19 protein-coding genes are annotated in these 21,730 nt (G+C 49.6%); 12 read left to right on the top strand and 7 right to left on the bottom strand.

Annotation, left to right across the window (positions count from 1 at the left end; all coding sequences use genetic code 11):
• The first annotated feature begins 69 nt into the window (after window positions 1-69).
• Window positions 70-1,701 (top strand): sodium/sugar symporter, encoded by a 1,632-nt coding sequence (locus tag ICL55_RS13225; RefSeq protein ID WP_188097790.1) that lies wholly within the window; start codon window positions 70-72, stop codon window positions 1,699-1,701.
• Here ICL55_RS13225 and ICL55_RS13220 read toward each other — a convergent pair.
• The 6 genes from ICL55_RS13220 to ICL55_RS13195 all read right to left on the bottom strand — a co-directional run bounded on the left by ICL55_RS13220 (window position 1,681) and on the right by ICL55_RS13195 (window position 6,903).
• Complete coding sequence (locus ICL55_RS13220; RefSeq protein ID WP_188097788.1) at window positions 1,681-2,670, bottom strand: APC family permease; 990 nt, start codon at window positions 2,668-2,670, stop codon at window positions 1,681-1,683. The two genes, ICL55_RS13225 and ICL55_RS13220, sit on opposite strands and share 21 nt — an antisense overlap.
• Window positions 2,671-2,710: 40 nt before the next feature.
• On the bottom strand, window positions 2,711-3,928 hold the full coding sequence (locus ICL55_RS13215) for an FAD-dependent oxidoreductase (RefSeq protein WP_188097785.1): 1,218 nt from the start codon (window positions 3,926-3,928) through the stop codon (window positions 2,711-2,713).
• Between the two features lie 105 nt (window positions 3,929-4,033).
• Window positions 4,034-4,486, bottom strand: a complete 453-nt coding sequence (locus ICL55_RS13210; RefSeq protein WP_188097784.1) for an SRPBCC family protein — start codon at window positions 4,484-4,486, stop codon at window positions 4,034-4,036.
• An 85-nt stretch (window positions 4,487-4,571) separates the two neighbouring features.
• Window positions 4,572-5,474: a helix-turn-helix domain-containing protein gene (locus tag ICL55_RS13205; RefSeq protein ID WP_188097782.1), complete on the bottom strand. Its 903-nt coding sequence runs from the start codon at window positions 5,472-5,474 to the stop codon at window positions 4,572-4,574.
• 206 nt (window positions 5,475-5,680) lie between these two features.
• On the bottom strand, window positions 5,681-6,070 hold the full coding sequence (tssD, locus tag ICL55_RS13200) for a type VI secretion system tube protein TssD (RefSeq protein WP_188097780.1): 390 nt from the start codon (window positions 6,068-6,070) through the stop codon (window positions 5,681-5,683).
• Between the two features lie 143 nt (window positions 6,071-6,213).
• Window positions 6,214-6,903 carry a helix-turn-helix transcriptional regulator gene (locus tag ICL55_RS13195; RefSeq protein WP_188097778.1) on the bottom strand — a complete coding sequence of 230 codons (690 nt, stop codon included), beginning with the start codon at window positions 6,901-6,903 and terminating at the stop codon, window positions 6,214-6,216.
• Window positions 6,904-7,191: 288 nt separating this feature from the next.
• On the opposite strand from ICL55_RS13195, the gene ICL55_RS13190 reads away from it, so the two are divergent.
• From ICL55_RS13190 to ICL55_RS13180, 3 genes are all read left to right on the top strand, one after another.
• Window positions 7,192-7,767 (top strand): Crp/Fnr family transcriptional regulator, encoded by a 576-nt coding sequence (locus tag ICL55_RS13190; protein WP_188097776.1) that lies wholly within the window; start codon window positions 7,192-7,194, stop codon window positions 7,765-7,767.
• A complete protein-coding gene (locus ICL55_RS13185) occupies window positions 7,764-8,279 on the top strand; it encodes an ester cyclase (protein ID WP_188097774.1) in 516 nt (171 codons plus the stop codon). Before ICL55_RS13190 ends, ICL55_RS13185 begins: the two co-directional genes overlap by 4 nt.
• 452 nt (window positions 8,280-8,731) lie before the next feature.
• A complete protein-coding gene (locus ICL55_RS13180; RefSeq protein WP_188097772.1) occupies window positions 8,732-9,616 on the top strand; it encodes a helix-turn-helix transcriptional regulator in 885 nt (294 codons plus the stop codon).
• Window positions 9,617-9,645: 29 nt separating this feature from the next.
• Here ICL55_RS13180 and ICL55_RS13175 read toward each other — a convergent pair whose 3' ends face one another.
• The gene (locus ICL55_RS13175; RefSeq protein ID WP_188097771.1) at window positions 9,646-10,263 is read right to left on the bottom strand and encodes a redoxin domain-containing protein; all 618 of its coding nucleotides are present in this window, start codon (window positions 10,261-10,263) and stop codon (window positions 9,646-9,648) included.
• Window positions 10,264-10,694: 431 nt separating this feature from the next.
• On the opposite strand from ICL55_RS13175, the gene ICL55_RS13170 reads away from it, so the two are divergent.
• From ICL55_RS13170 to ICL55_RS13135, 8 genes are all read left to right on the top strand, one after another.
• A complete protein-coding gene (locus tag ICL55_RS13170) occupies window positions 10,695-11,819 on the top strand; it encodes an acyltransferase family protein (protein WP_188097769.1) in 1,125 nt (374 codons plus the stop codon).
• Window positions 11,820-11,829: 10 nt separating this feature from the next.
• Window positions 11,830-12,843 carry a sensor histidine kinase gene (locus ICL55_RS13165; RefSeq protein WP_188097767.1) on the top strand — a complete coding sequence of 338 codons (1,014 nt, stop codon included), beginning with the start codon at window positions 11,830-11,832 and terminating at the stop codon, window positions 12,841-12,843.
• On the top strand, window positions 12,840-13,547 hold the full coding sequence (locus ICL55_RS13160) for a LytR/AlgR family response regulator transcription factor (protein WP_188097765.1): 708 nt from the start codon (window positions 12,840-12,842) through the stop codon (window positions 13,545-13,547). The genes ICL55_RS13165 and ICL55_RS13160 overlap by 4 nt, the downstream gene beginning before the upstream one ends.
• 61 nt (window positions 13,548-13,608) lie before the next feature.
• Window positions 13,609-14,517: a bestrophin family protein gene (locus ICL55_RS13155; RefSeq protein WP_188097763.1), complete on the top strand. Its 909-nt coding sequence runs from the start codon at window positions 13,609-13,611 to the stop codon at window positions 14,515-14,517.
• A 122-nt stretch (window positions 14,518-14,639) separates the two neighbouring features.
• Window positions 14,640-16,103, top strand: a complete 1,464-nt coding sequence (locus ICL55_RS13150; protein WP_188097761.1) for a DUF3375 domain-containing protein — start codon at window positions 14,640-14,642, stop codon at window positions 16,101-16,103.
• Window positions 16,104-16,111: 8 nt separating this feature from the next.
• Complete coding sequence (locus ICL55_RS13145) at window positions 16,112-16,708, top strand: DUF4194 domain-containing protein (protein ID WP_188097758.1); 597 nt, start codon at window positions 16,112-16,114, stop codon at window positions 16,706-16,708.
• Window positions 16,686-20,069, top strand: a complete 3,384-nt coding sequence (locus ICL55_RS13140) for an ATP-binding protein (RefSeq protein WP_188097756.1) — start codon at window positions 16,686-16,688, stop codon at window positions 20,067-20,069. Before ICL55_RS13145 ends, ICL55_RS13140 begins: the two co-directional genes overlap by 23 nt.
• Before the next feature lie 265 nt (window positions 20,070-20,334).
• Window positions 20,335-21,723: a cytochrome ubiquinol oxidase subunit I gene (locus ICL55_RS13135; protein WP_188097754.1), complete on the top strand. Its 1,389-nt coding sequence runs from the start codon at window positions 20,335-20,337 to the stop codon at window positions 21,721-21,723.
• The last annotated feature ends 7 nt before the right edge of the window (window positions 21,724-21,730 follow it).

The following is a 21,730-nucleotide window of genomic DNA, read 5'->3' as shown; positions in this document are numbered from 1 at the left end:
CCTTTTTGGGGGATCGCAGCAATTAATGTAACTTATCAACCAACTTTATAAATTCCACACATCCACCACATGAATAAGCTGCAACAAGCGGATTACATCGTTTTTTTCATCTACTTCATTGCTATCGCCACTTACGGGTACTACGTCTATCACCGTAAAAAATCAACGGCCGCCAACTCCAAAGACTTTTTCCTGGCGGAAGGCTCTCTCACCTGGTGGGCCATCGGCGCCTCCCTGATCGCGTCCAATATATCAGCAGAACACTTCATCGGTATGTCCGGCTCCGGCTTCGCCCTCGGACTGGCCATCTCCACCTATGAATGGATGGCTGCTGCCACCCTTATCATCGTGGCAGTGTTCTTCATTCCGCTGTACCTGAAAAATAAGATATATACCATGCCTCAATTTCTGGCCAAGCGGTACAACGACAAAGTGAGTACCGTTATGGCTGTTTTCTGGCTGCTGGTGTATGTGTTCGTTAACCTCACTTCCATTATTTACCTCGGTGCGCTGGCCATCGCCTCTATCTCCACCATTCCTTTTGAATGGTGCATTGCAGGGCTTTGTGTCTTCTCAGTGATTGTAACGCTCGGCGGCATGAAAGTGATCGGTTATACCGATGTGGTACAGGTGGCCGTGCTGATCATTGGCGGACTGGTAACCACTTATCTGGCACTTACTTTATTATCCGAGAAGTTCGGTTATGGCAGCCATATCCTGAAAGGCTTGTCGGTATTGCGTAAGGAGGCCCCGTCACATTTCCATATGATCTTCCATAGCGACCATCCCTATTACAAAGATCTTCCCGGGCTGTCGGTATTGATAGGCGGTATGTGGATCAACAACCTCGCGTACTGGGGATGTAACCAATACATCACACAACGGGCGCTGGGCGCTAATTTACAGACCGCGCGCAAAGGCATTTTATTTGCCGCCTTCCTTAAACTGCTGGTGCCGGTCATCGCGGTGCTGCCCGGCATCGTGATGTTTGTGCTGCATAAAAACGGGATGTTCCAACAGGAGATGACCGATGCGGCCGGCGTCATTAAACCGGACCATGCCTATCCCACGCTCATGAACCTGTTGCCTCCCGGCCTGAAAGGCGTTGCCTTCGCGGCGCTGACAGCCGCCATCGTAGCGTCTCTTGCCGGTAAAGCCAACAGTATCTCCACGATCTTCTCGCTGGATATCTACCAGAAATATTTTAACCGCGAAGCCAGTGAAAAAAAGCTGGTGAGCGTAGGGCGCTGGGCAGTGATCATCGCGATGTTGCTGGCGGCCATCGTTACGCCATCGCTGCGGTCGCTGGACCAGGCATATCAGTTCATTCAGGAATACGTCGGCTTTATCTCTCCCGGTGTGTTGGCTATTTTCCTGCTCGGCTTCTTCTGGAAGCGGACTACTGCCGGCGCTGCGCTCACCGGCGCGCTGCTCACCATTCCCATCTCCACGGTGCTGAAATTCCTGCCGGTATGGACAAACGGAGCCTTCCCGGATTACCCGTTCCTCGACAGGATGTCCATCACTTTTGTGCTGATCGTTATCCTGATGATCATCATCAGTATCAGCCGCCCCACGAAAGAAGCCACACAGCATGCACTGGAAATAGATAAGTCCATGTTCCGCACCACGCCCGGCTTCATCGCAGGCTCCATTATCATCATCGGTATTCTGACAGCGTTATATACGGTTTTCTGGTAACCCTGATTCTGCCCGCTGCCGGATCACCTGCAGAATATTGTGCTGGATATCTTTCATGATCCAGGATGCCCACCAGCTGGCATAAAAATTAAAGGTGGTATTTAACTTAAAATGGCTGTAAAGATGTAACCGGTAATTCCCGTTGGACAATGGTTCCAGCTCATAGGTCCCGTCCAGCACATCAAAATACTGTCCGCCAATCACCACATGTTCATCCATGGTAGTGGAGGGGATATTGTAAGGGTCTGCATGAATGGTAAAGCTCATACTACGCTGATGGCTATACGCTGTTACCTTTTCATCGAACACCAGGCCTTTATCAAAGATCGCTTTGCGAAAAGCGCCTACTCCTTCGTAATTCAGCTCTGCTTTGATAGGGCGGGGGAAGCCCAGCAAGCGGGTAAACCAGCCTTTGTCCTGCGTGGCAGCGATTTCACCCACACGGGTAACGTTCTTCCAGATATTTTCTTTGCTGCTATGGATATCGATATAAGTATACGCTTTGTATTGTCCGGGTATGCTGCCTATCATCCTTTCTATAGGAGAAACGACCAGCGGAAGAAGCGCGATCAGAGAAACGTATATCCGTTCCTGTTTACGCTTATCTCTTAATTTAATACGGCCGGCGGCAGCACCGCCCGCAGAAGCAGCCACCAGGAAAATCGGTAAAATCATCAGCCAGCATGCCCACCCTTCCAGGGCAAATATCAATGTAAATACCAGGAAAATACCGATCGGCACCCACGGCATCATAATGCGGTATGCTCTGTTCTCCACTTTCTCGCGCGGAGAAAGATGAATCACCAGCGCGCCCATGGCAAAAGGGATTCCAATGAGAAAAGACAGCCCCATTATGCTAAACAATGTAGCGCCGTCATCGTGGAATACCGCGTACATGACGAAGGCAAAAGCCAGGGGAATGATAATGATAGCGGGCAACAACTTCCGGAAAGTGGTACGGGATGGCATAGCATGTAGGATTTTGATCCCTCAAATATACCCCTTCCTGTTAGTATTTCATCTGCCAGTCGAGTTTATAGCGGTATAGCCAGTCGAAGTTCTTAGGAGCAAACAGCGGAACGAAAATCGCCATCATCCAGTCCCTGACCTTAGCCTGCCAGGGGCGGAGTATATTTTTGGATTTACCTCTTCTTCTTCCTTCGGCCACAATCTTCTCTACTCTTGGCTTACGGTCCGTTTCAAATTTCCGGAAAGCGGCGGCATAAGAGCCTACGCCGGCGTCCCGCAGCAGCATTCCCAGGTACATCGCGTCTTCCAGGGCCATGGAGGCGCCCTGACCGGCACTGGGGTTCACCGCATGGGCCGCATCACCGATCAGCAACACCCGGTCTTTATGCCAGGAAGCCAGCGAAGCGATATCAGACACGTTCACCTTCAACACCTTTTCCGTTTGAGCTATCAGGGCAGGTATGGGAGCATGATAACTTTTATAACGGTTTTCCATCAACGTTTTTACCTCCTCTACGGTGGTAGAATCCAGCTCTTCTCTGGTAAAAGGCACGTCCGACGGCAGGTTGGACCACCACATGGCCATCCCGTTGCCGGCAGCGCAGTAGCCAAAGAATCCATCATTGCCGAAAGTAAAATTGAGGCTGTTGATTTCGCGTGTAGTCATTTCCGGTAAGGCAGACAAAGGAGCAAATCCGCCATAGTTTTTCATACCGGTGAAAGCCGGTGCGGGCGCTTCCGGGAATAGCAGCTGGCGGGTAGCGGAATGAACACCATCGGCGCCAATCAGCACGTCGCCTGTGGCCCGTGTGCCATCTGTAAATACAGCGGTGACACCGTCTTCATGTTGACGGATATCGCAAAGTCTTTTTTGATATTGTACGGTAAGTCCCTGTTCCTTCAGTTCCTGTAATAAGATATCGTACAAGGCAGCGCGGGAGAGGCTCACACCCCGCTGACCGTACTTTTCCACAGAGCCGTTCGGCAAATTGGCGATCACCTTGCCTTTGCCATTGCGCATGCAAAACTCTTCCGACACCGCTCCGGCAGCTGTTACCCGTTCCGCCAGCCCCAGGGCATCCAGTACGTTCATGCCATTGGGCGCAATATTAAAACCTGCGCCGATAGTGGCTTTATAACCGTATGCCTCATAGATGCTGCAGGATATGCCGGCCTTATGGAGGAACAGCGCCAATGACAGACCACTGATTCCGCCACCGGCTATCAATACATGAAAAGATGTTGGGAGCTGTGTCATAAAAAGGGTTTAATACCACAAAATTGTAACACAGCGCCCGGGGAATCAACCATCACTAGGTAAACGGAGGGCTGGTTCCGGTGAAAGCCCTTTTTTTGCCGGTTATTAATTGGCTTCTGCCACCTTTTTGATTTCGGTGAGGATAGCAGCCCAGCCACCGGCATCCATGGCCTCTTTGTATCTCCGGTCGCCTTCCGCTACGGTGGAATAATCGCCCTGCGTAACTACCAGCAACGTTTGTCCATCGCGGGGCGTCAGCTGGTAAGTCACTTTCAGGTAGTTTTCGGAAGTATCGTCGATATTGGAATTAGGATCGATAGTGGTATAAACCAGCCTTTCGTTGGGGATGATCTCTTCGATGGTCCCTTTTACAGCGATCAGCTCTTTGCCTTCATGTTCCATTTTCCAGAGGAGCTCGCTGCCCTGTTTCCAGTCTGACACCGTTTCGCAGTTAAACATGTACTGTCTGGTTTTGGCAGGATTGATCAGGGTATCCCATACCACAGCGGCCGGTGCGTTGATGGTGATGTCGTTTCTCACGATTAATGCTTGTCCCATACGATAGTTTTTTACAGGTAGATAAATATTTTGCTCTTGTGATACGTCACAAAAGTAAAATAAAGGCGATTCGGCGGATTGCGTATTACGGATTATTTCTAACCGAAAAAGGAGTGAAGCCGAATTTCTTTTTAAAGGCGTTATTGAAATGCTGCGGGGTGGCATAGCCCAGTTCAGCGGCTATTTCGGCAGCCGATTTACCGGTGTCGCGCAGGTATTGGTGGGCCAGTTGCAGCCGCTGATCGGTGAGGTAACCGAAAACGGTATTGTTGAATTTCTCTTTGAAACCACGCTTCAGTTTGTATTCGTTGAGCCCTACCGTCCGGGCAATTTCTGTGAGGCTGGGCGGGGAGTCCAGTCTTGTATTGAGCAGGTCGCGTACCGCAATGATTTTTTCGGTGTCCTGTTTGCTTTTCAGGTAGATAGCCTGCCGTTGATCGGCAGCAGTGCAGGATTCGGCCGACAATACCAGCAATTCCAGGCTTTTGGACAGCAGGAAAAGCCGCTGGAAATCACCGGCGTATTTGCTGAACCGGATTTGGGATATGACCTGCTCCATCTGCGCATCGAGGGCGCCCCAGGTCTCGGTAAAAATCACGGGCTGGCCGGCAGCTACCTTATCCGCGAAACGTTTGAGCTGATCGCTGGCATGTTGGGTAAAGCTCAGGAATTTCTCCCGCGGGAACTGCACGCCAAAGATCTCCAGTTCCAGCGTTTTGTTTTCCACCACCATATCAAAGGGGTGGGAGTACATGAAGTTATGATGACCGCCTATCAGGTCGTAGGTTTTGCCCAGCTGCTGGTAACTGAAAAGGTAATCTCCCCGCAGGCCGAAATGCAGCCGCACCACGTCGTTGTCACTATGTGCCGGAGAGGCGAATAGTTCCCGGAATGATGACAGTCCGTGCCCGATGAGGATATCATCGCACATCCAGCGTGTCATGGTCATGGTGCCGTTAGGGTAGGTGATTACTTGTTTATCTTCCATAGTCCACGTTGCAGGCTCACTGCAGTGGTATAAAGGTAGGTAGTTCACGCAAAGGCGCAAAGCAGCAAAGAGCGCAAAGATTTTTAAGATTAATAAGAAAACAAAGGCGCGAAGATCACATTTGATCTCCGTGACTTTGCTTTTTCTATTCGCTTATATCACACTTTGCGCTCTTTGCTGCTTTGCTGCTTTGCGCCTTTGCGTGACTACATGGGCCAGGGGTTCTGGTACACGGAGTTATTGAGCTTCAGCTCCCGGGCAGAAAGCGACAGTTGTATCTGCAGGGGCTGATCGTTGGCAGCATTGAACTGTTCGGTATAACCTACGCAATAGGCGTCGGTAAACCGCAGTTCCTTCAGCCTGGACATAGAGTCGCGGCGGAAGAAAATGATACTGCCGTTTTTGGTTTGTGTATTGGAGATCATCCAGTCAAAAAGATGGGTTTCGCCGGCAGATTCCACTTTCAGATTAATACTGCCTCCTTTGGGGCGCGCTGCAGGCTTTCCATTGTGGTCGGTGTGTTGACTGAAGGTAAAATCGCACTCCAGTACGTTTAACTCTTCTCCGTCGATGTTGAGAACTGCTTTAAAAGACATAAATAATCGGTTAACAAGTCTGCTGCAAAACAGGCAGACAGGGAAAAAATATGGTATACAGCACTGAAAATACAGATTTATCCGTATATGGCGCACATTCCCGGCTTTAATTTTTCGGGATTTTCCGGGAAATGGCTTCCCCGTCAGATCAGATCGAAAGCCTGGGCAAAACTGGTTAGATCGTAGCCCGACTGGGCGCCGATTTTGCTTTTGATGTTCCGTCGGTGGGTGACGGCCGTTTTCTCGGAAATATGTACCTTTTCGGCTATTTCGCTGGCACTGAAGCCAAGGGCCATCAACCGGAGTATTTCCTTCTCCCGTTTGGTCAGCGCGGCAAAAATATGCTGGTTGCGGCGCAGGAAATTGTTTTCCTCCAACAGCCTGTTCACCTTACTGGTCACATGATGCAGCGGATCAATCGGGATGGCGCAGGTAATCACGTGCGTAGGCACCCCAAGGGCGTTCCGCATAAATACCCGGGTAGTGCCCAGATGCCAGGACCAGTCCAGATGACGGGCCAGCCTCACCTGCTGAAAGAAGGTAATGGCCATGTCCTTTTCAGCTGATGCGGTAAGCATAGCGGTAACCTTGGGCAGATAATCAGCCACATCATGCGGATTAAAATAAGTGTCATAATAACTGTGGCCCATGGCCCGAAGGTCCTCCATGGAAACGTCCAGCTGTTGCCGCCCGTTTTCAGACATATATTCCACATAGTCCTCCTCCACATTCATCACAATAAATACTGCCGGCAGTTCTCGCTCAATGGCCTGAAGGGCCTGTAGCTTTTCTTCAAGACTGGCAGCCTCAGATAATACGGTATACGTACTCATGTCCTGCTATATAGTGTATAGGATAAACCGTAAAATGTCGTAGGTTTTTAATGCTCTCTGATAACAAATGTATATAAAAAACGGATAAGGGTCCCCTTCCTGTAGAAGATGACCCTTTTTTGGGGGTAAAAATATGATGACCGTTGGAACAGTATTAGCTTTGTGTGACAGTTAAACAGATGGCAGTGAAACATCTGTGAATACAAAGGTAAGTGAAGGAAAGGATTGCAGAAATACCTAGTAGTGAGTATTTTTAACAACTGATAACTTATTTCACTGATATCACACATGAAAAAAACAATCGTTTGTTTCGAGGAGTCTGTCCTCCACAAGTCAAAACTGGATAGCGTTTCCAAAGAACTCATGTGGAACACGGCACAAATTCTCTTGGTCAAACAGGGTGACCATCTACTACAGGCAGGACATACCTGTCAGCATATCTGGCTCATGGAAAAAGGCGCCTGCCGCGCGTTCTATGACCATCATACCCGGGAAGTCAACACCGCTTTTTTCTTTGAAAACGACTTTATCACTAACATGAAAAGTCTGCGTAACAATGAACCGTCCGCTTATCATATCGCTACCACAGAGCGTTCCGTGTTGCTTCGCTGGCATAAGGACACCTTCGCGTCACTCTATCAGTCACCCGCCATCACCGCCTTTGGCCGCGAACGCCTGGAATTACTGGCGATTGCCGGCGAAACACATGCCGACTGGCTGAAGACGCACTCCCCTGAAGAGCGCTACCAGTACATCCTGACGCATCATCCTGAACTGGTACAACGTGTATCTCTTACACAACTCAGTTCCTATATCGGCATCTCCCGCGAAACGCTCAGCCGCATCCGCCGCCGCGTTTTGTGACGTTTGACACAATGGGCATCGCCGGCCTGCCGGTAACTTTGTGGCTCATCAATAGCCATCATATGCATCTCTCCGCACAAAAAGACCTGATCATCCGCTTCATCGAAGAGGTATGGAACAACGGCAACACCAGCAGCCTCAATACTTTCCTCCATCCTGCCTATAAAGATCACTCGCTGCCGGCCGGCCTGCCCGCTGACGCCAGCGGATTGCAGCAGTGGGTGACCATGGTCCATGAGTCGTTTCAACCACAAACCGTCATTGAGGAACACCTCGCCGAACCCGGTCACTGCATGGTCCGCATCTCCATGCATATGAAACATATCGGTTTATGGCGAGGCATCCCCGCAACAGGCCTCACCGCTGTCACCAGCGGCTTCCGCTCCTTTGCCATCAAAGACGACCGGATTATCGAACACCGGGCACAGATAGATGGTAACACCCTGGAACAACAGCTGCGCGCTGCCGGTGATATTATCGGCTGCCAGCCTAAAACAGCGGTCAACAGATAACATCTCCCATAGGCGACACCGTTAGTAAGCTTTAGTCAGATCACCCGACATTTGTCGATAGCCTGTTTGTGCGCAATAGTTTTCCTGCCGCGCAAACAGGCTATGTTGTTGGCAAACAGTCATCACGGAAATACGTGGAATATAAAATGCAACCGGTCCTCCGCCGCTGGCAAACATAACGTGGCTACTATCTTCCCTAAAAATCATTTTTATTTCAATAAGTATATAATACTTTATTATCTATTCGTTATACTTTGATAATCTTTTTCATTAATATATCCGGACAAATTCCCACGACAGCCGTAGTTAAAATCAGCTATTATCGTTAATATTACATACCAGGTTCCGCGTTACTTTTTATTACAGGAACAATAAAAAAATGATGCTTTTTTATCCCTGTTGATGTTACAGGCAGAAAATCAACACATTCCACGTTCACCAAAATATGGTACATGAAAAGCAAACTACTACGCGAGATCACCCCTCTAACGCAAAGCGATTGTTTTACCCTCTTCTCCCGGGAGAAGACAGCTTTCGATTTTCCACTACACTACCATGAAGAATTTGAGCTCAACTTTATCCAGCACGCACCCGGCGCCCGGCGCATCATTGGCGATCACATCGAAGACATTGAAGACCTCGAACTGGTACTGGTAGGGCCCAATCTGCAACATGGCTGGTTTACCCACAAACACCAGGGCGGCGTCATTAAGGAAATCACCATTCAGTTCCACCGCGATCTGTTCGATGAAAAATTCCTGCAACGCAACCAGATGAGTTTCATCAAAAACATGTTTGAACGATCGGTCAGAGGCATCCTGTTTTCCGCTGATACCACGCGGCAGATCATGCCCCGGCTGGTACACCTGCCACAAAAACAAGGCTTCGATTCTGTTTTGGAACTAATGTCTGTCCTCCACGACCTGTCTACCAGCCGGAACATGCGCATCCTCTCAGATGCCAGCTTCAGCAACCTGGAAACATTTTCGTATAACAGTCGCCGTGTGCAAAAAGTCATGCACTACCTCAACCACAACTTCGACAAGAATATCTCCCTGCACGAAGCCGCTAAGCTGGCAGCAATGACAGACGTGGCTTTTAGCCGTTTCTTTAAAGCAAGGATCGGTAAAACGTTTGTGGACACACTGATAGAAATAAGGCTGGGGCATGCCTCCCGGATGCTGATAGAAACCACGCATACCGTTAATGAAATCGCTTATAAATGCGGGTTTAATAACATTTCCAATTTCAACCGCATCTTCAAAAAGAAAAAAGACTGTACGCCCAAAGAGTTCCGGATGGCATACACCGCCTCCGGAACAAGGACTTTTGTATAATATAACTGCAACGGATATACGTAATCATATTACGCACTGATGGCCAGTTGTTTGTCTACAACAGACAACAGCTCGTCCACGGAGAACTTTTGTTCCAGATAAACATCCGCAAAGCTATAGGTAATTTCCAGGGAAGGCGTGATCAGATAAACTGCCGGAACAGGCACGTCCGCATTTACACCGGCAACACGGCCCCAGATAGGATCGGATTCCTTGTAAATACCGGCCTTCCGGGCTATACGATGCTGTGCATCCCTGGCTACATCAAAAGGTAACGGCTCGCGGTTGAATTCAGTGAAGTGCTTTTTGCCCTCGCTGGACAATACCAGCAAACGCGCTCCGGCAGCTTCTATGGCAGCATGTTTCTCAATTAGTTCAGCAATCAGTGCATCCCCGTAACCATTCCAGTTAACGGAATAAAAAGCCACGATCAACGGCTGCGCTGTCAGTAAATGCAAAGAAGTAACGCCCACGGCATCTTTCAGCAAAGCCCCCTTGTTGATCACATTTTCTTCTTCCAGATAAAAGTCCTGGAAAAACTGTCCCGCTGTTAACGGACGGATACGCTCCCGGTTCTTCACCGGACTGGGAAACTGATCGGCTATCGGGGCTGGCAGGTAATCTGCGTAACGGTGTAAGGTAGACATGTTCGCTGTTTTTTTAATGGCTGATAAAATGTCCGTTGCAGGGGGTTTTATCACGCTTTGGTTTATAATGATACAAAGATAGGGGAAAAAATATATTATCCTACTAATTCTATAGACTATATGTATTTAAAAACACAACAGATTGGTTTTTAATAAATTGTAAGGTAATATTTTTTTCGGGAGATGATCAGAAGGGAGATGATAAAGCAGAAAAGGACTGACCATGGAGACGACCAACGCGAAACTTACCAAAGGACGCCGGGGAGCAATCGGCAGGAGATAACCAGACAAACATCGATCAACGAAAAAAAATAACGGCACCGTACCGGCCACGAATGCGATGACAGTTCGTCAAAGGTTTCCTGCAGATGGTCAAAACGCACCCCTCCAAAACGCCCGCAGGGCTTAGGTTTGCGCAAAACACGATTCAGATGCAAATTAAAACCTGCCGACTGGCTTACCTCGATTGGCTCAGGGTGGTGGCCATTCTGGGCATTTTCCTGTTCACCGCGGCACGGCCGTTTACCCGCCCCGCTACCAGCGCGGCGCCGGACCAGATAAACTATATGCTCAACAGCAGCTGCATTCCGCTGCTGTTCTTCCTCTCCGGGGCTACCTCCCTGCACATGGCACTGAAACGCAACAACGCTAAAATGACATTGCTCTGGATACGCCGGCTACTGGCCCCATTGCTGACCAGCCTGTTCGGACTGCTCCCGCTGCTGATCTGGCTGAGCCAATGGGAAAGCGGTAACCCCGGAACATACTGGTCTTACTACCGCACGGCGGTCGGGCTGGCGCTCCACCCGGGCAACTGGTATCATCTCTGGGTCATCGTATGCCTCACCATTTACATGGTAATGATGATTCCTCTTTTCCGCTGGCTCCGTACCGCTTCGGCCCGCAGGTTTCAACAATCGCTGCTGTGGTTCGTTCCCGGCCGGCGGATATTCCTGCTGCTGCTGCCCGTGGCGGCAGTATTCATCATCGGCTTGCTGCTGGGCTTCCCAGGGCCCCTCCTCGTATTCCTGTACTGGTGGATGCTGCTGGTCCTCGGCTTCTTTTGTATGCTGCAACCCGAACTAATGGACAGCCTCGAACATAACCGCCGCTACTCCCTGATATTGCTGCTGATGACCGTTTCCTTCGTCGTTGCCGGACAAAACTATCACGTCAGCCCACTGGTGGCGATGTTGACAGAACCCGTTCATGCCGGCCTCTGGGTGTTCTGCCTCACAGGCTATGGCAAAAAATATCTTCACCAGGAACATCGCCTGCGGAACTATGCCAATCTCTTTATCTGGCCTTTTTACCTCCTGCAACAGCCCCTCGTCATCATCATCGCGGGCTTTGTCGCAAACTGGCAATACCCTCCGCTACTGGAATACATTTTCGTGATGCTCAGTACCTGGCTTTTTGGCATCCTCCTTTTTAACCTGCTGATCAAACCCTTCGTGATCACCCGCTTTTTCTTTGGCGTAAAACCCGCTACACCGCCAGTTACCACCGGCAAAGTGGTGAAAGTGCAAATGCCCCAGTCCGAGTTTTTTTACTAACTTGATTCCGATGGAACAGTTCTGGCGCAAATACATTTTCCCGGTTTTATATGCCTTCGTTATTTATGTCAGCATGCGCCTGATCAATGCGGTACTGACCGGTTTCCGCTTCTGGGAACGGCCGTTGCTGGAAACAACGATCGAATGCCTGCTGCTGTCAACAGGATACATTTATGCCTGGATGCTAAACTATCTGTTACAGTATTACCAGCAACAGCCTAAGCCCGGCCCCGTAATCAGGGAATACCTGGTAGTATCCGCCGTGATCATCGTCTTTACCGACGGGATCATCCTGCCCATCCAGCATTTCACCGGAGAGCGGGGATGTCAGCTATATGATGTGATCAATCTTACCCTGATACCTACTTTGTTTTATCTGCTGTATTATGTGATCAAACGCGCCAACGCCTCCCTGCGGAAAAGTTATGAGCAGCAACTGCTACTGGAGAAAATCAGCAACGACCAGCTACAGACAGAGCTGCGCTTCCTGAAAGCCCAGTTCCATCCGCATTTCCTGTTCAACGCCCTCAATACCGTCTACTTCCAGATGGACGAAAGCGTGGGCACCGCCAAACATACCGTGGAAAAACTGTCGGAGCTGCTGCGCTACCAGCTGTACGACCATCAGCAGACCGTGGCCGTGGGGAAAGAACTGCAATACCTGCAATCCTATATCGATCTGCAACGGAGCCGCATGAACGAACATCTCCGGCTGACATTGGAAATTGACCACCAGCTGAACAAACAAAGCGTATACCCGTTATTGTTATTACCACTGGTGGAAAACGCATTTAAATATGCCGGCGGCGAATACTGGATCAATATCTCCGCCAACCTGCAAAGCGGATGGCTGGTGTTCCATGTCAGCAATGCCATCCCCCTCATCGAAATGAAACAGAAAAAAGGCGGCATAGGACTGGAAAACCTGCGCCGCCGCCTTGCCCTGCTTTATCCGGGCAAACATGAACTGGCCATCTGCAATAGCCGCGAGCACTATTCGGCAGACCTAAAAATCGCATTATGAAGATCAGCTGCATTATCACCGACGATGAACCTGTAGCCCGTAAAGGACTGGCCGGATATGTGGAAAAAATAGACTTCCTCTCCCTGGCAGGCGTCTGCGAAGATGCGTTGTCGCTCAATAATCTCCTCCGGCAACAGCCGGCAGATCTGCTCTTCCTCGATATCGAAATGCCCTACATCAACGGGGTGGAACTGCTGGAAAGCCTTCCCCATCCGCCCAAAGTGATCTTTACGACCGCCTACGAACAATACGCGCTCAAAGGCTTTGAACTCGATGCTATCGACTACCTCATGAAACCGATCTCCTTTGAGCGTTTCCTGAAGGCCGCTAACCGCGCCCGGGAGGTATTTACGCCGGCAATGCCCGCCCCCGTGGCAGAAAGGGACATCTATATCAAAACCGGGGAAAAATTGGTGCGTGTACTGCTGGAAGACATTATCTTTATAGAGGCCATGGAAAACTACGTGTATATCCATACCACGCACGGACGGTACCTTACCCATTCTACCCTGAAAGCAATAGTGGAAAACGTAACCGGTCCGGAATTTGTTCAGACGCACAAATCGTATATCATCAACACCCGGAAAATCACCAGTATCGAGGGCAACCGGATCATCATGGGACAGGCTTCCGTACCGGTTTCCCGGGGACTGAAAGACAGTGTGATGAATACCATTCTAAAGGATAAATTGCTGAAGAAATAAATCAGTATCGAGGTTATTTCAAATATCAAAATATCCAAATAACAAAATACCCAAATGATATATGCTGCTGAAACACCGCCTCTCCTTCGCCCAGATCTTTACCTTCACCTGGAAGGTAGACCTGATGCTGCTGCTCTGTTGTACCGTTGTATTTTTTGTAGATAAATACTGGCTCTCTGCCCATATAGCCATCCCCGTGGCGGTATCGGCCGTACTGGGTACCGCCATCGCCTTTTTTATCGGCTTTAATAACAATCAGGCTTATGACCGCTGGTGGGAGGCCCGCATGATCTGGGGGGCGCTCGTCAACGACTCCCGCTCCTGGGCCAGAAACCTGCTCCACTACACGCAGACAGACGGTGACCAGGAAAAACAGACCTTCGTCCGCCACATGATCTACCGCCACCTTTCCTTTGTATACGCCCTGAAAACGAACCTCCGAAAACTCCCCGACGATTACTACACCCGCTACCTCACCAAAGAAGAAATCGACTACGTTCAGCAACACCAGAATATTCCCAACGCCCTGCTCAATCTCCAGTCGGCCGACCTGCAGCAGCTCCGGCAATCCGGCGTGGTAGACGGCTTCGCCTTCCTGGAGCTCAACCAGATGCTGGTCAACCATTGCGATCAGATGGGCAAGTCGGAACGCATCAAAAATACCGTCTTCCCACCCAGCTACGTTTACTTCACCCGGCTGTTCATCTGGTTCTACGTGATCATGAACACCCTGATGATGACAGAGTCCATCGGCGCCTGGTCCATCCTCTTCGGATGGGTGTTTGGCTTCGTTTTCCATGTCACCCATCTCAATGGCATCACCCTCATGAACCCGTTCGAATACCACCCCCTGGGCATTCCGCTGGATAGCATCTCCCGCACCATCGAAATCAACCTGATAGAACTGATGGGCGAAGAACCGGTGCCCCAACCCGTAAAACCCAAGGCTGACGGGCTATATATTATGTAAAAATTTCAAATCAGGAATTAGGAATGACGAATTGGGGGTCCTTACGGGGCTTAAATTCTAAAAAATGGCTAATAATCAGCCCTCAATTCGTAATTCGTAGTTCGTAATTCGTAATTTTACGTATGACTTATGATCAATTATGTAATCTATATGCCCAGTCGATCACGCTAAAGATACTCCGGGCACGTAGCGCGCCAATGATGTTGTCATTTTTTCACCAAACATTCAAGGAGAAAAACCATACCACCGTTCCCAATGTGGAACTGGTGACCCGTCTGTCCGATTATCTGGTGGCCACCGGCTACCGCGCCACAGACGACGAAATAGACGCCTCCGCCCTGCTCGACAACGAAGACGAAAGAGCCAGGAAATATGTGGAACAATGGAGCAATAAAGGCTTCCTTCGGAAGTATCCCGACGATGACGGGAACGACATCCATGAGCTGAGCAGCGATATGGAAAAGGTGATGCACTGGGTATCTACCCTCCAGAAAAGGGAATTTGTGGGCACAGAAAGCCGCTTTAAAGACATCTTTTCCAAACTGAAGGAACTGGTAGACCAGAGCAACAAAGACCCCAAACAACGTATACAGGAGCTGGAAAAAAAGAAATTCGAGATAGAACAGGAGATCAAAAGCATCACCATCACCGGACGGGTACAGGTGTTTGACGACACCCAGATCAAAGAACGGTGCTATGACGTAAACCGCATGTCAAGAGAACTCCTCAGCGATTTCAAGGAAGTAGAACATAACTTTGAACAGATCACCCAGGAGATATACCGCAAACAAAGTGAACGCGATATCGCCAAAGGCGCCCTCCTGGCCTATACCCTCGACTCGTTCGAAGCACTCCGCCAGAAAGACCAGGGCAAAAGCTTCTATTCCTTCTGGCAGTTCCTCATGGATGAAACCAAACAAACGGAAATGCAGCAGCTGATAGAAAAACTCTATAGCCTGCTCGAAGAACGGAACATCGACTACAAAAACGACCGCTTCCTCAAAAAACTGAAACAGTTTCTCCATGCCTCCGGTAAAAAAGTGATCGACGCCAACAAAAAGCTGAGCGATAAACTCAGCCGCGTACTCAGTGAAAAAAATCTCACCGATCACCGCAAAGCCATGGAGCTGATCAACGACATCCGCCAGCTGGCCTTCCAGACACTGGACAATGTACCCGGCGAAGAATTTTATATCGATATAGAAAGCGATCCGGAAATCGACATGCTGGACCGCTGGGAGATGGCTGAAGACAAAAAAACACATCCCGATGTGGAATTCCCCGAAGGTATTGGTGGCAACGACTTCTCCGATTCCGATATGGATGCGCTGTTCAATCACTTTAACATTGATCGCACCCTCCTCGAGGACCGTATCAACACCCAATTGCAAAACAAAAAACAAATCAGTTTGAAGGAACTGGTAGATATCTATGGCACAGAAAAAGGGCTGACAGAACTCATCACCTATTTCTCCATCGCCAGCCAGTCATCCAGCCACATCATACTGGAAACGCCTGATCCGGTATCCCTGGGCAACCGCGTCATCAACATGCCGATGGTGCTGTTCACAAACTCTCAAAACTAATATGAAACATGGCTGATAACAATATTTCTCCCTTTGCGCACGTGTTCCTCAAACTGATGCAGGGACCCGTGTACGAAGAAGACAAAGCTTACTGGAAAGACCTGCTGGGCTGGCAAACAGAACTCAGCAAATACCTGAATCAGGTAGGACTGCAACTGATCATTAACGAAAGCGACGGATTCGCCCGTATCCTGCAACCCGACGCAGACGATACCTCCGGCGACAAACCCCTGCCGCGCCTGATGCGTAAAACCAGGCTCACCTACGAAGCCACCCTGCTCTGCATCGTGCTCCGCGAAGCCCTCGATGAATTTGACATCAAAGGCAACGGTACCCGGCTGTTCATGACACAAAAGGAAATCAAAGAAAGGCTCGCCCTCTTCTTCAAAGAGCGGAACAACAAATCCAAACTGCTCAAAGACCTGAACAAGCCTATCAACAGCCTGCTCAACATCGGTATCCTGAAAGCGACACGCGAAGACGCAGCCAATAAGGAACTGCATCAGTACGAAATAAAAAGGGTGATCAAAGCACTGGTCAACAACGAGAAACTGGAAGAAATCAAATCAAAACTGAAATTGCATGTCAACCCTGTTCAACAGTGATTCTAAAGAAAGCGGGTTCCGGTTACAATATCTTGAAATATACAACTGGGGCACGTTCCATAATAAAATATACCGCGTTAATACCAGTGGCCAGACCTCTCTGCTCACCGGCGCCAATGGCAGCGGCAAAACCACACTGATCGATGCCCTGCTGACACTGCTCGTGCCCTCAGGCAAACGCTTCTATAACCAGTCGTCCGGTACGGACCAACGAAAAGACCGCGGCGAAGAATCCTACTTCTGGGGATACTACGGCAAAACCTTCTCCGAAGACTCGCTGCAATCCAAAACCGAACAGCTCCGCCACAAGGAGAACAACCCGTACTCCGTACTGCTGGCCTATTTCTACAATGCCGCCACCATGCACCAGATCACCCTGGCGCAGGTACGCTGGTATTCCGGAGAACTGAAAAGACAATTCATCGTTTCTCCCCACAAACTCAATATCAACGACCACTTCGGTGCAGGTAAATTCGATATGAAAGGCGACTGGAAAAAGAAACTCCGCCTCGAATATCCTAAAACAGAAATCACCGACAGCTTTAAAGAATACGCCGCCCTCTTCAGCAATATCTTCGGCCTGCGCAGCGAGAAAGCCCTGTCGCTCTTTAACCAGACAGTCGGCATTAAAGTATTGGGCGACCTCAATACCTTCATCCGCAGCCAGATGCTCGAAGAAACCGACGCTGAAGGCGAATTCCTGAAACTGCGCGAAAACTACGACAGCCTCCTGTCCAGCCACCGCGCCATCCAGAAAGATGAAACCCAGCTTAAAATGCTGGAACCTATCATCGCCAACAAAACAGCCTGGCAGGAACTACAGGACCGCAACCGCGAACTGCAGATGCTGCAGGATATACTGCCCGCCTGGTTCAACAAACAGGAAAAAGACATCCTCGAAAAGGAACTGGAAGCGCTGCAAAAAGAACAACAGAAAACAGCCACCATCCTCAGCGGTATCAATGAACATCTGCAAACGATGAATCTCCGCAAGGACGAGCTGATTGCCCAGAAAGCCAACAACAGTGTTGACGAACAGCTGCGCTCCATCGAAAAATCCATCCACTACGAACAGAAAGCCCTCGAAGGGAAACGTAATAAGATGGAAGAGTACAACATGCTCGCCGACCGGCTGGAACTGGCCCCCAATCCGGACGAACAGCAGTTCCACGAAAATATCAATGGCGCTGAACAGCTGAAAGGCGCACACGACAAACAGCTGGAAACACTGCAGGAAGAGATGTTCCACTACAAGAGCAGCCTCACCGCTGAAAGGGCGCAGGTAACACGGCTGGAAGAAGAAATAGAATCCTTCCTCAACCGTAAAAACAACATCCCCTACGAGCTGGTACGTATCCGGCAACAGCTGGCAGACATGCTCGATGTACAGGAAGATGACCTCCCGTTTGTAGGTGAGCTGATACGTGTAAAAGACAGCGAAAGCCGCTGGGAAAGCGCCATCGAAAAAGTACTCCACAACTTCGGCCTGCGCCTGCTGGTACCGGAAGAGTACATCATGGACATCAACAAATACATCAACTCCAACAACCTGCAGACACGCCTCGTTTACCATAAAGTGGAAGACGAAAACTATACCATGCTCAGGATGCCTACCGAAAAGGAAAGCCTCCTGCAGAAAATAGAAATCAAACCCGGCACCATTTTCAAAGAATGGCTGCAAAACCAGCTGCTGGACCAGTTTGATTATACCTGCACCGATGACATGGCCGTGTTCAACAAATCGCGCAAAGCTGTTACTTCTAACGGACTAACGCGGCAGGCTACACGTCACGAGAAAGATGACCGCCCCAACCGCTCACAACAGAACAACTATGTGCTCGGCTGGAACAATAAAAACAAACTGCGGCTGCTTAAAGCAGAACAAGACGAATGCAGCAGCAATATTGAAACATTGCAGCACAGCATTTCACAGCTGGAAAATACCCGCAAGGCCATTACCACCGTCAATACCCTGCTGAACGCCTTCCTCTCGCTCCGCAACTACAGCGAAATCAACTGGCAGACACACGCCGGCGTCATCGAATCGTTTGCCCGGGAGAAAGCACAGCTGCTGAAAACAAGCGACAAATACCAGGTGATCTGCGATCAGCTCGACGAAGCCATCGCACAGATACAGGACAAAGAGAAAGAGAAAGAAAGAGCCTTGCAGGAAAAAGGCCGTATCGATGATAAAGCGGCCGATAAGCTGCGTCATTTCAATCAGCTGAAAGTAAATCCGCTGGACGATATCTCACTGCAATACGTGCTGGAATACCTCTCCGACCTGTCGCTCACCGAACCGGCCGAAACCACCGCAGAACTGGCCTCGTACCGCAAACGGGCAGACGACAACCTGAAAGCCACCCTGCACGACGCCATGCGCCAGTCGGCCGAAAAAGAAAGCGAAATCACCCGACAGCTGTCTGCCTTCGTGATGCCTTCCAAAGCCATCCACGATGCCTATCCTGAATGGCTCGGCGACGTCAGCGATCTGCAGCCCCATGTCCGGTACCTCGACGAATTCACGTCATTATACGAGAATATCAAATACCAGCGCCTCATCGAGCATAAGGAACGTTTCCGTAAGTACATGGACACCAGTATGCTCAACGCCATCACCAACTACCGGGCATGGATATACGGACAGGAAGACCTGATCCGGGAAGTCATGGACGATCTCAACGAACCACTCCGTAACATCACCTTCAACAAAAACCCGGATACCTACCTCCAGCTGGAATGCCGCCACGTAAAAGACGTGGAGATCCGCAACTTCAAAGAGAAACTGAGCGGCGCCGTACCAGACTCCATGAAGTACCACCTGGAAAAAGACGAAGCCTATGGTGAACAACTCTTTGAAAATATCAAAGTACTGATCACCGAACTACAGCAAAATGAAGCATGGCGCCGTAAAGTAACGGATGTCCGTAACTGGCTCGACTTCGGGGCTAAAGAATACTATATCTCCGATAATAAAGCCTTCAAATACTACGAGGACACCGCCAGCCTTTCCGGTGGTGAAAAAGCACAGTTCACCTACACCATTCTGGGCGCCGCCATCGCCTACCAGTTTGGTATCAACGAGGCCAACCGCCAGCACCGCAGCCTGCGCTTTATCACGGTGGATGAGGCCTTCAGCAAACTGGACCCGGAGAAGAGCCACTACCTGATGGAATATTGTGGTCAGCTCAACCTTCAGTTGCTGGTGGTAACGCCACTGGACAAACTAAATATCGCAGAACCGTATATTCATGCCTGTCACTTTGTGTCTAACAAAAACAAACGCGACTCTGTGGTTTATAACTTCACCATGGAAGAATACCGGGAAAGGAAGAAAGAGTTTGAAACCATGGAAGCTTAGTTCACACAAAGGCGTCTCGCAAAGTCGCAAAGCAGCAAAGTCGCAAAGATTACATAAGCGAGCAGAGAAAGCAAAGGAGCGGAGATCAAATTTGATCTCCGCTCCTTTGCTTTTTTATTTAATCTTAAAAAATCTTTGCGACTTTGCTGCTTTGCGACTTTGCGAGACCTTTGTGTGATAAAATATTATATATTTATACATACATGATAAACATCAGTTTGACAGATTGGAGCAGCTACTAACTTTGTGAACATAATTCGAGATTATGCCTTCTGTTGAAATACTATCCAGGATACAGTTTGCCTTCACCATTGCCTTCCATTACATCTATCCTCCGCTGAGTATCGGACTGGGCTTATGTTTGGTGATTATGGAAGGGTTATACCTGAAAACAGGTAAACTGCTGTACAAGGAGATTACGAAGTTCTGGATCAAGATCTTCGCCCTCATATTTGGTATTGGCGTAGCTACCGGTATCGTCATGGAATTTGAGTTTGGCACCAACTGGGCCACCTATTCACATTACGTGGGGGATATCTTCGGAAGCGCGCTGGCCGCGGAAGGCATCTTCGCGTTTGCTATGGAATCTGCTTTTCTGGGTGTATTGCTGTTTGGATGGGACCGTGTCCATAAAGCCGTCCATTATTTCTCTACCATCATGGTGGCGGTAGGTTCCGCCCTGTCTGCCTTGTGGATTGTGATCGCCAACTCCTGGCAGCAAACACCGGCCGGTTACCGCATCGAAGGGCATGACCTGGGCGCAAGAGCCGTAGTGACCGATTTCTGGGAGATGGTCAACAACCCTTCCAGCGTGGACCGCTATGCACATGTGATCATTGGTTCATTCCTGGCAGGCGCTTTTCTCGTGATGAGCGTTAGCGCCTGGTATATCCTGAAAAAACGTTTCGTGGAACATGCGCAGGCCATGTTTAAAGTAGGGTTGTCGGTAGCAGTAATTGCCGCACTGGCACAGCTTTTCACCGGGCATCGCTCCGCGCACTACGTCAGCAAATATCAACCGGCCAAACTGGCCGCCATGGAGGGGCATTACGATAGCCTTGCGGTAGCAGACATGTATATCATCGGCTGGGTCAACAATAAAGAAGAAAAAACTACCGGTATTAAAATCCCCGGAGGCTTGTCCTTCCTGACACACGGCAGCTTCAGCGCTCCGGTGGAAGGTCTGCACGCCACGCCGCCGGAAGACAGGCCCCGGGCAGTCAACTTCGTGTTCCAGACCTATCATATGATGATCTCCATCGGCATGACGCTGATTGGCCTTACCCTGCTGGCTTTGATATTACTGTGGAGAAAAAAACTATTTCAGCAACGCTGGCTGATGATCATATTTGCCTGGGCTGTATTGCTGCCACAGATCGCCAATCAGGTAGGCTGGTATGCAGCAGAAGTGGGCAGGCAGCCCTGGGTGGTGTACAAACTGTTACGCACCTCCGATGCGCTCTCCAAAAAAGTGACCGCTGATCAGGTGATGTTTTCGTTGGTGTTATTTACACTGGTATATATGTTGCTGTTTATGCTTTTCCTGTATCTGCTCAACCGTAAAATACAGCATGGACCGGACATTGCAGGCAGCAAGCATGATGATGATCACGACCAGTACTATCCAAATAACCTGACTAATCTTCCTTCTTAAAATACAG

The sequence above is a fragment of the Chitinophaga varians genome, from assembly GCF_014529945.1.
Taxonomy (GTDB): domain Bacteria; phylum Bacteroidota; class Bacteroidia; order Chitinophagales; family Chitinophagaceae; genus Chitinophaga; species Chitinophaga varians.
This window is presented reverse-complemented; position numbering and strand designations above follow the sequence as displayed.

What these genes read in the sequence shown, in the direction of transcription:
- ICL55_RS13225 (WP_188097790.1), top strand. Translation starts at nt 70, where the DNA reads ATGAATAAGCTGCAACAAGCGGATTACATCGTTTTTTTCATCTACTTC.
- ICL55_RS13220 (WP_188097788.1), bottom strand. Translation starts at nt 2,670, where the DNA reads ATGCCATCCCGTACCACTTTCCGGAAGTTGTTGCCCGCTATCATTATC.
- ICL55_RS13215 (WP_188097785.1), bottom strand. Translation starts at nt 3,928, where the DNA reads ATGACACAGCTCCCAACATCTTTTCATGTATTGATAGCCGGTGGCGGA.
- ICL55_RS13210 (WP_188097784.1), bottom strand. Translation starts at nt 4,486, where the DNA reads ATGGGACAAGCATTAATCGTGAGAAACGACATCACCATCAACGCACCG.
- ICL55_RS13205 (WP_188097782.1), bottom strand. Translation starts at nt 5,474, where the DNA reads ATGGAAGATAAACAAGTAATCACCTACCCTAACGGCACCATGACCATG.
- tssD (WP_188097780.1), bottom strand. Translation starts at nt 6,070, where the DNA reads ATGTCTTTTAAAGCAGTTCTCAACATCGACGGAGAAGAGTTAAACGTA.
- ICL55_RS13195 (WP_188097778.1), bottom strand. Translation starts at nt 6,903, where the DNA reads ATGAGTACGTATACCGTATTATCTGAGGCTGCCAGTCTTGAAGAAAAG.
- ICL55_RS13190 (WP_188097776.1), top strand. Translation starts at nt 7,192, where the DNA reads ATGAAAAAAACAATCGTTTGTTTCGAGGAGTCTGTCCTCCACAAGTCA.
- ICL55_RS13180 (WP_188097772.1), top strand. Translation starts at nt 8,732, where the DNA reads ATGAAAAGCAAACTACTACGCGAGATCACCCCTCTAACGCAAAGCGAT.
- ICL55_RS13175 (WP_188097771.1), bottom strand. Translation starts at nt 10,263, where the DNA reads ATGTCTACCTTACACCGTTACGCAGATTACCTGCCAGCCCCGATAGCC.
- ICL55_RS13170 (WP_188097769.1), top strand. Translation starts at nt 10,695, where the DNA reads ATGCAAATTAAAACCTGCCGACTGGCTTACCTCGATTGGCTCAGGGTG.
- ICL55_RS13165 (WP_188097767.1), top strand. Translation starts at nt 11,830, where the DNA reads ATGGAACAGTTCTGGCGCAAATACATTTTCCCGGTTTTATATGCCTTC.
- ICL55_RS13160 (WP_188097765.1), top strand. Translation starts at nt 12,840, where the DNA reads ATGAAGATCAGCTGCATTATCACCGACGATGAACCTGTAGCCCGTAAA.
- ICL55_RS13155 (WP_188097763.1), top strand. Translation starts at nt 13,609, where the DNA reads ATGCTGCTGAAACACCGCCTCTCCTTCGCCCAGATCTTTACCTTCACC.
- ICL55_RS13150 (WP_188097761.1), top strand. Translation starts at nt 14,640, where the DNA reads ATGACTTATGATCAATTATGTAATCTATATGCCCAGTCGATCACGCTA.
- ICL55_RS13145 (WP_188097758.1), top strand. Translation starts at nt 16,112, where the DNA reads ATGGCTGATAACAATATTTCTCCCTTTGCGCACGTGTTCCTCAAACTG.
- ICL55_RS13140 (WP_188097756.1), top strand. Translation starts at nt 16,686, where the DNA reads ATGTCAACCCTGTTCAACAGTGATTCTAAAGAAAGCGGGTTCCGGTTA.
- ICL55_RS13135 (WP_188097754.1), top strand. Translation starts at nt 20,335, where the DNA reads ATGCCTTCTGTTGAAATACTATCCAGGATACAGTTTGCCTTCACCATT.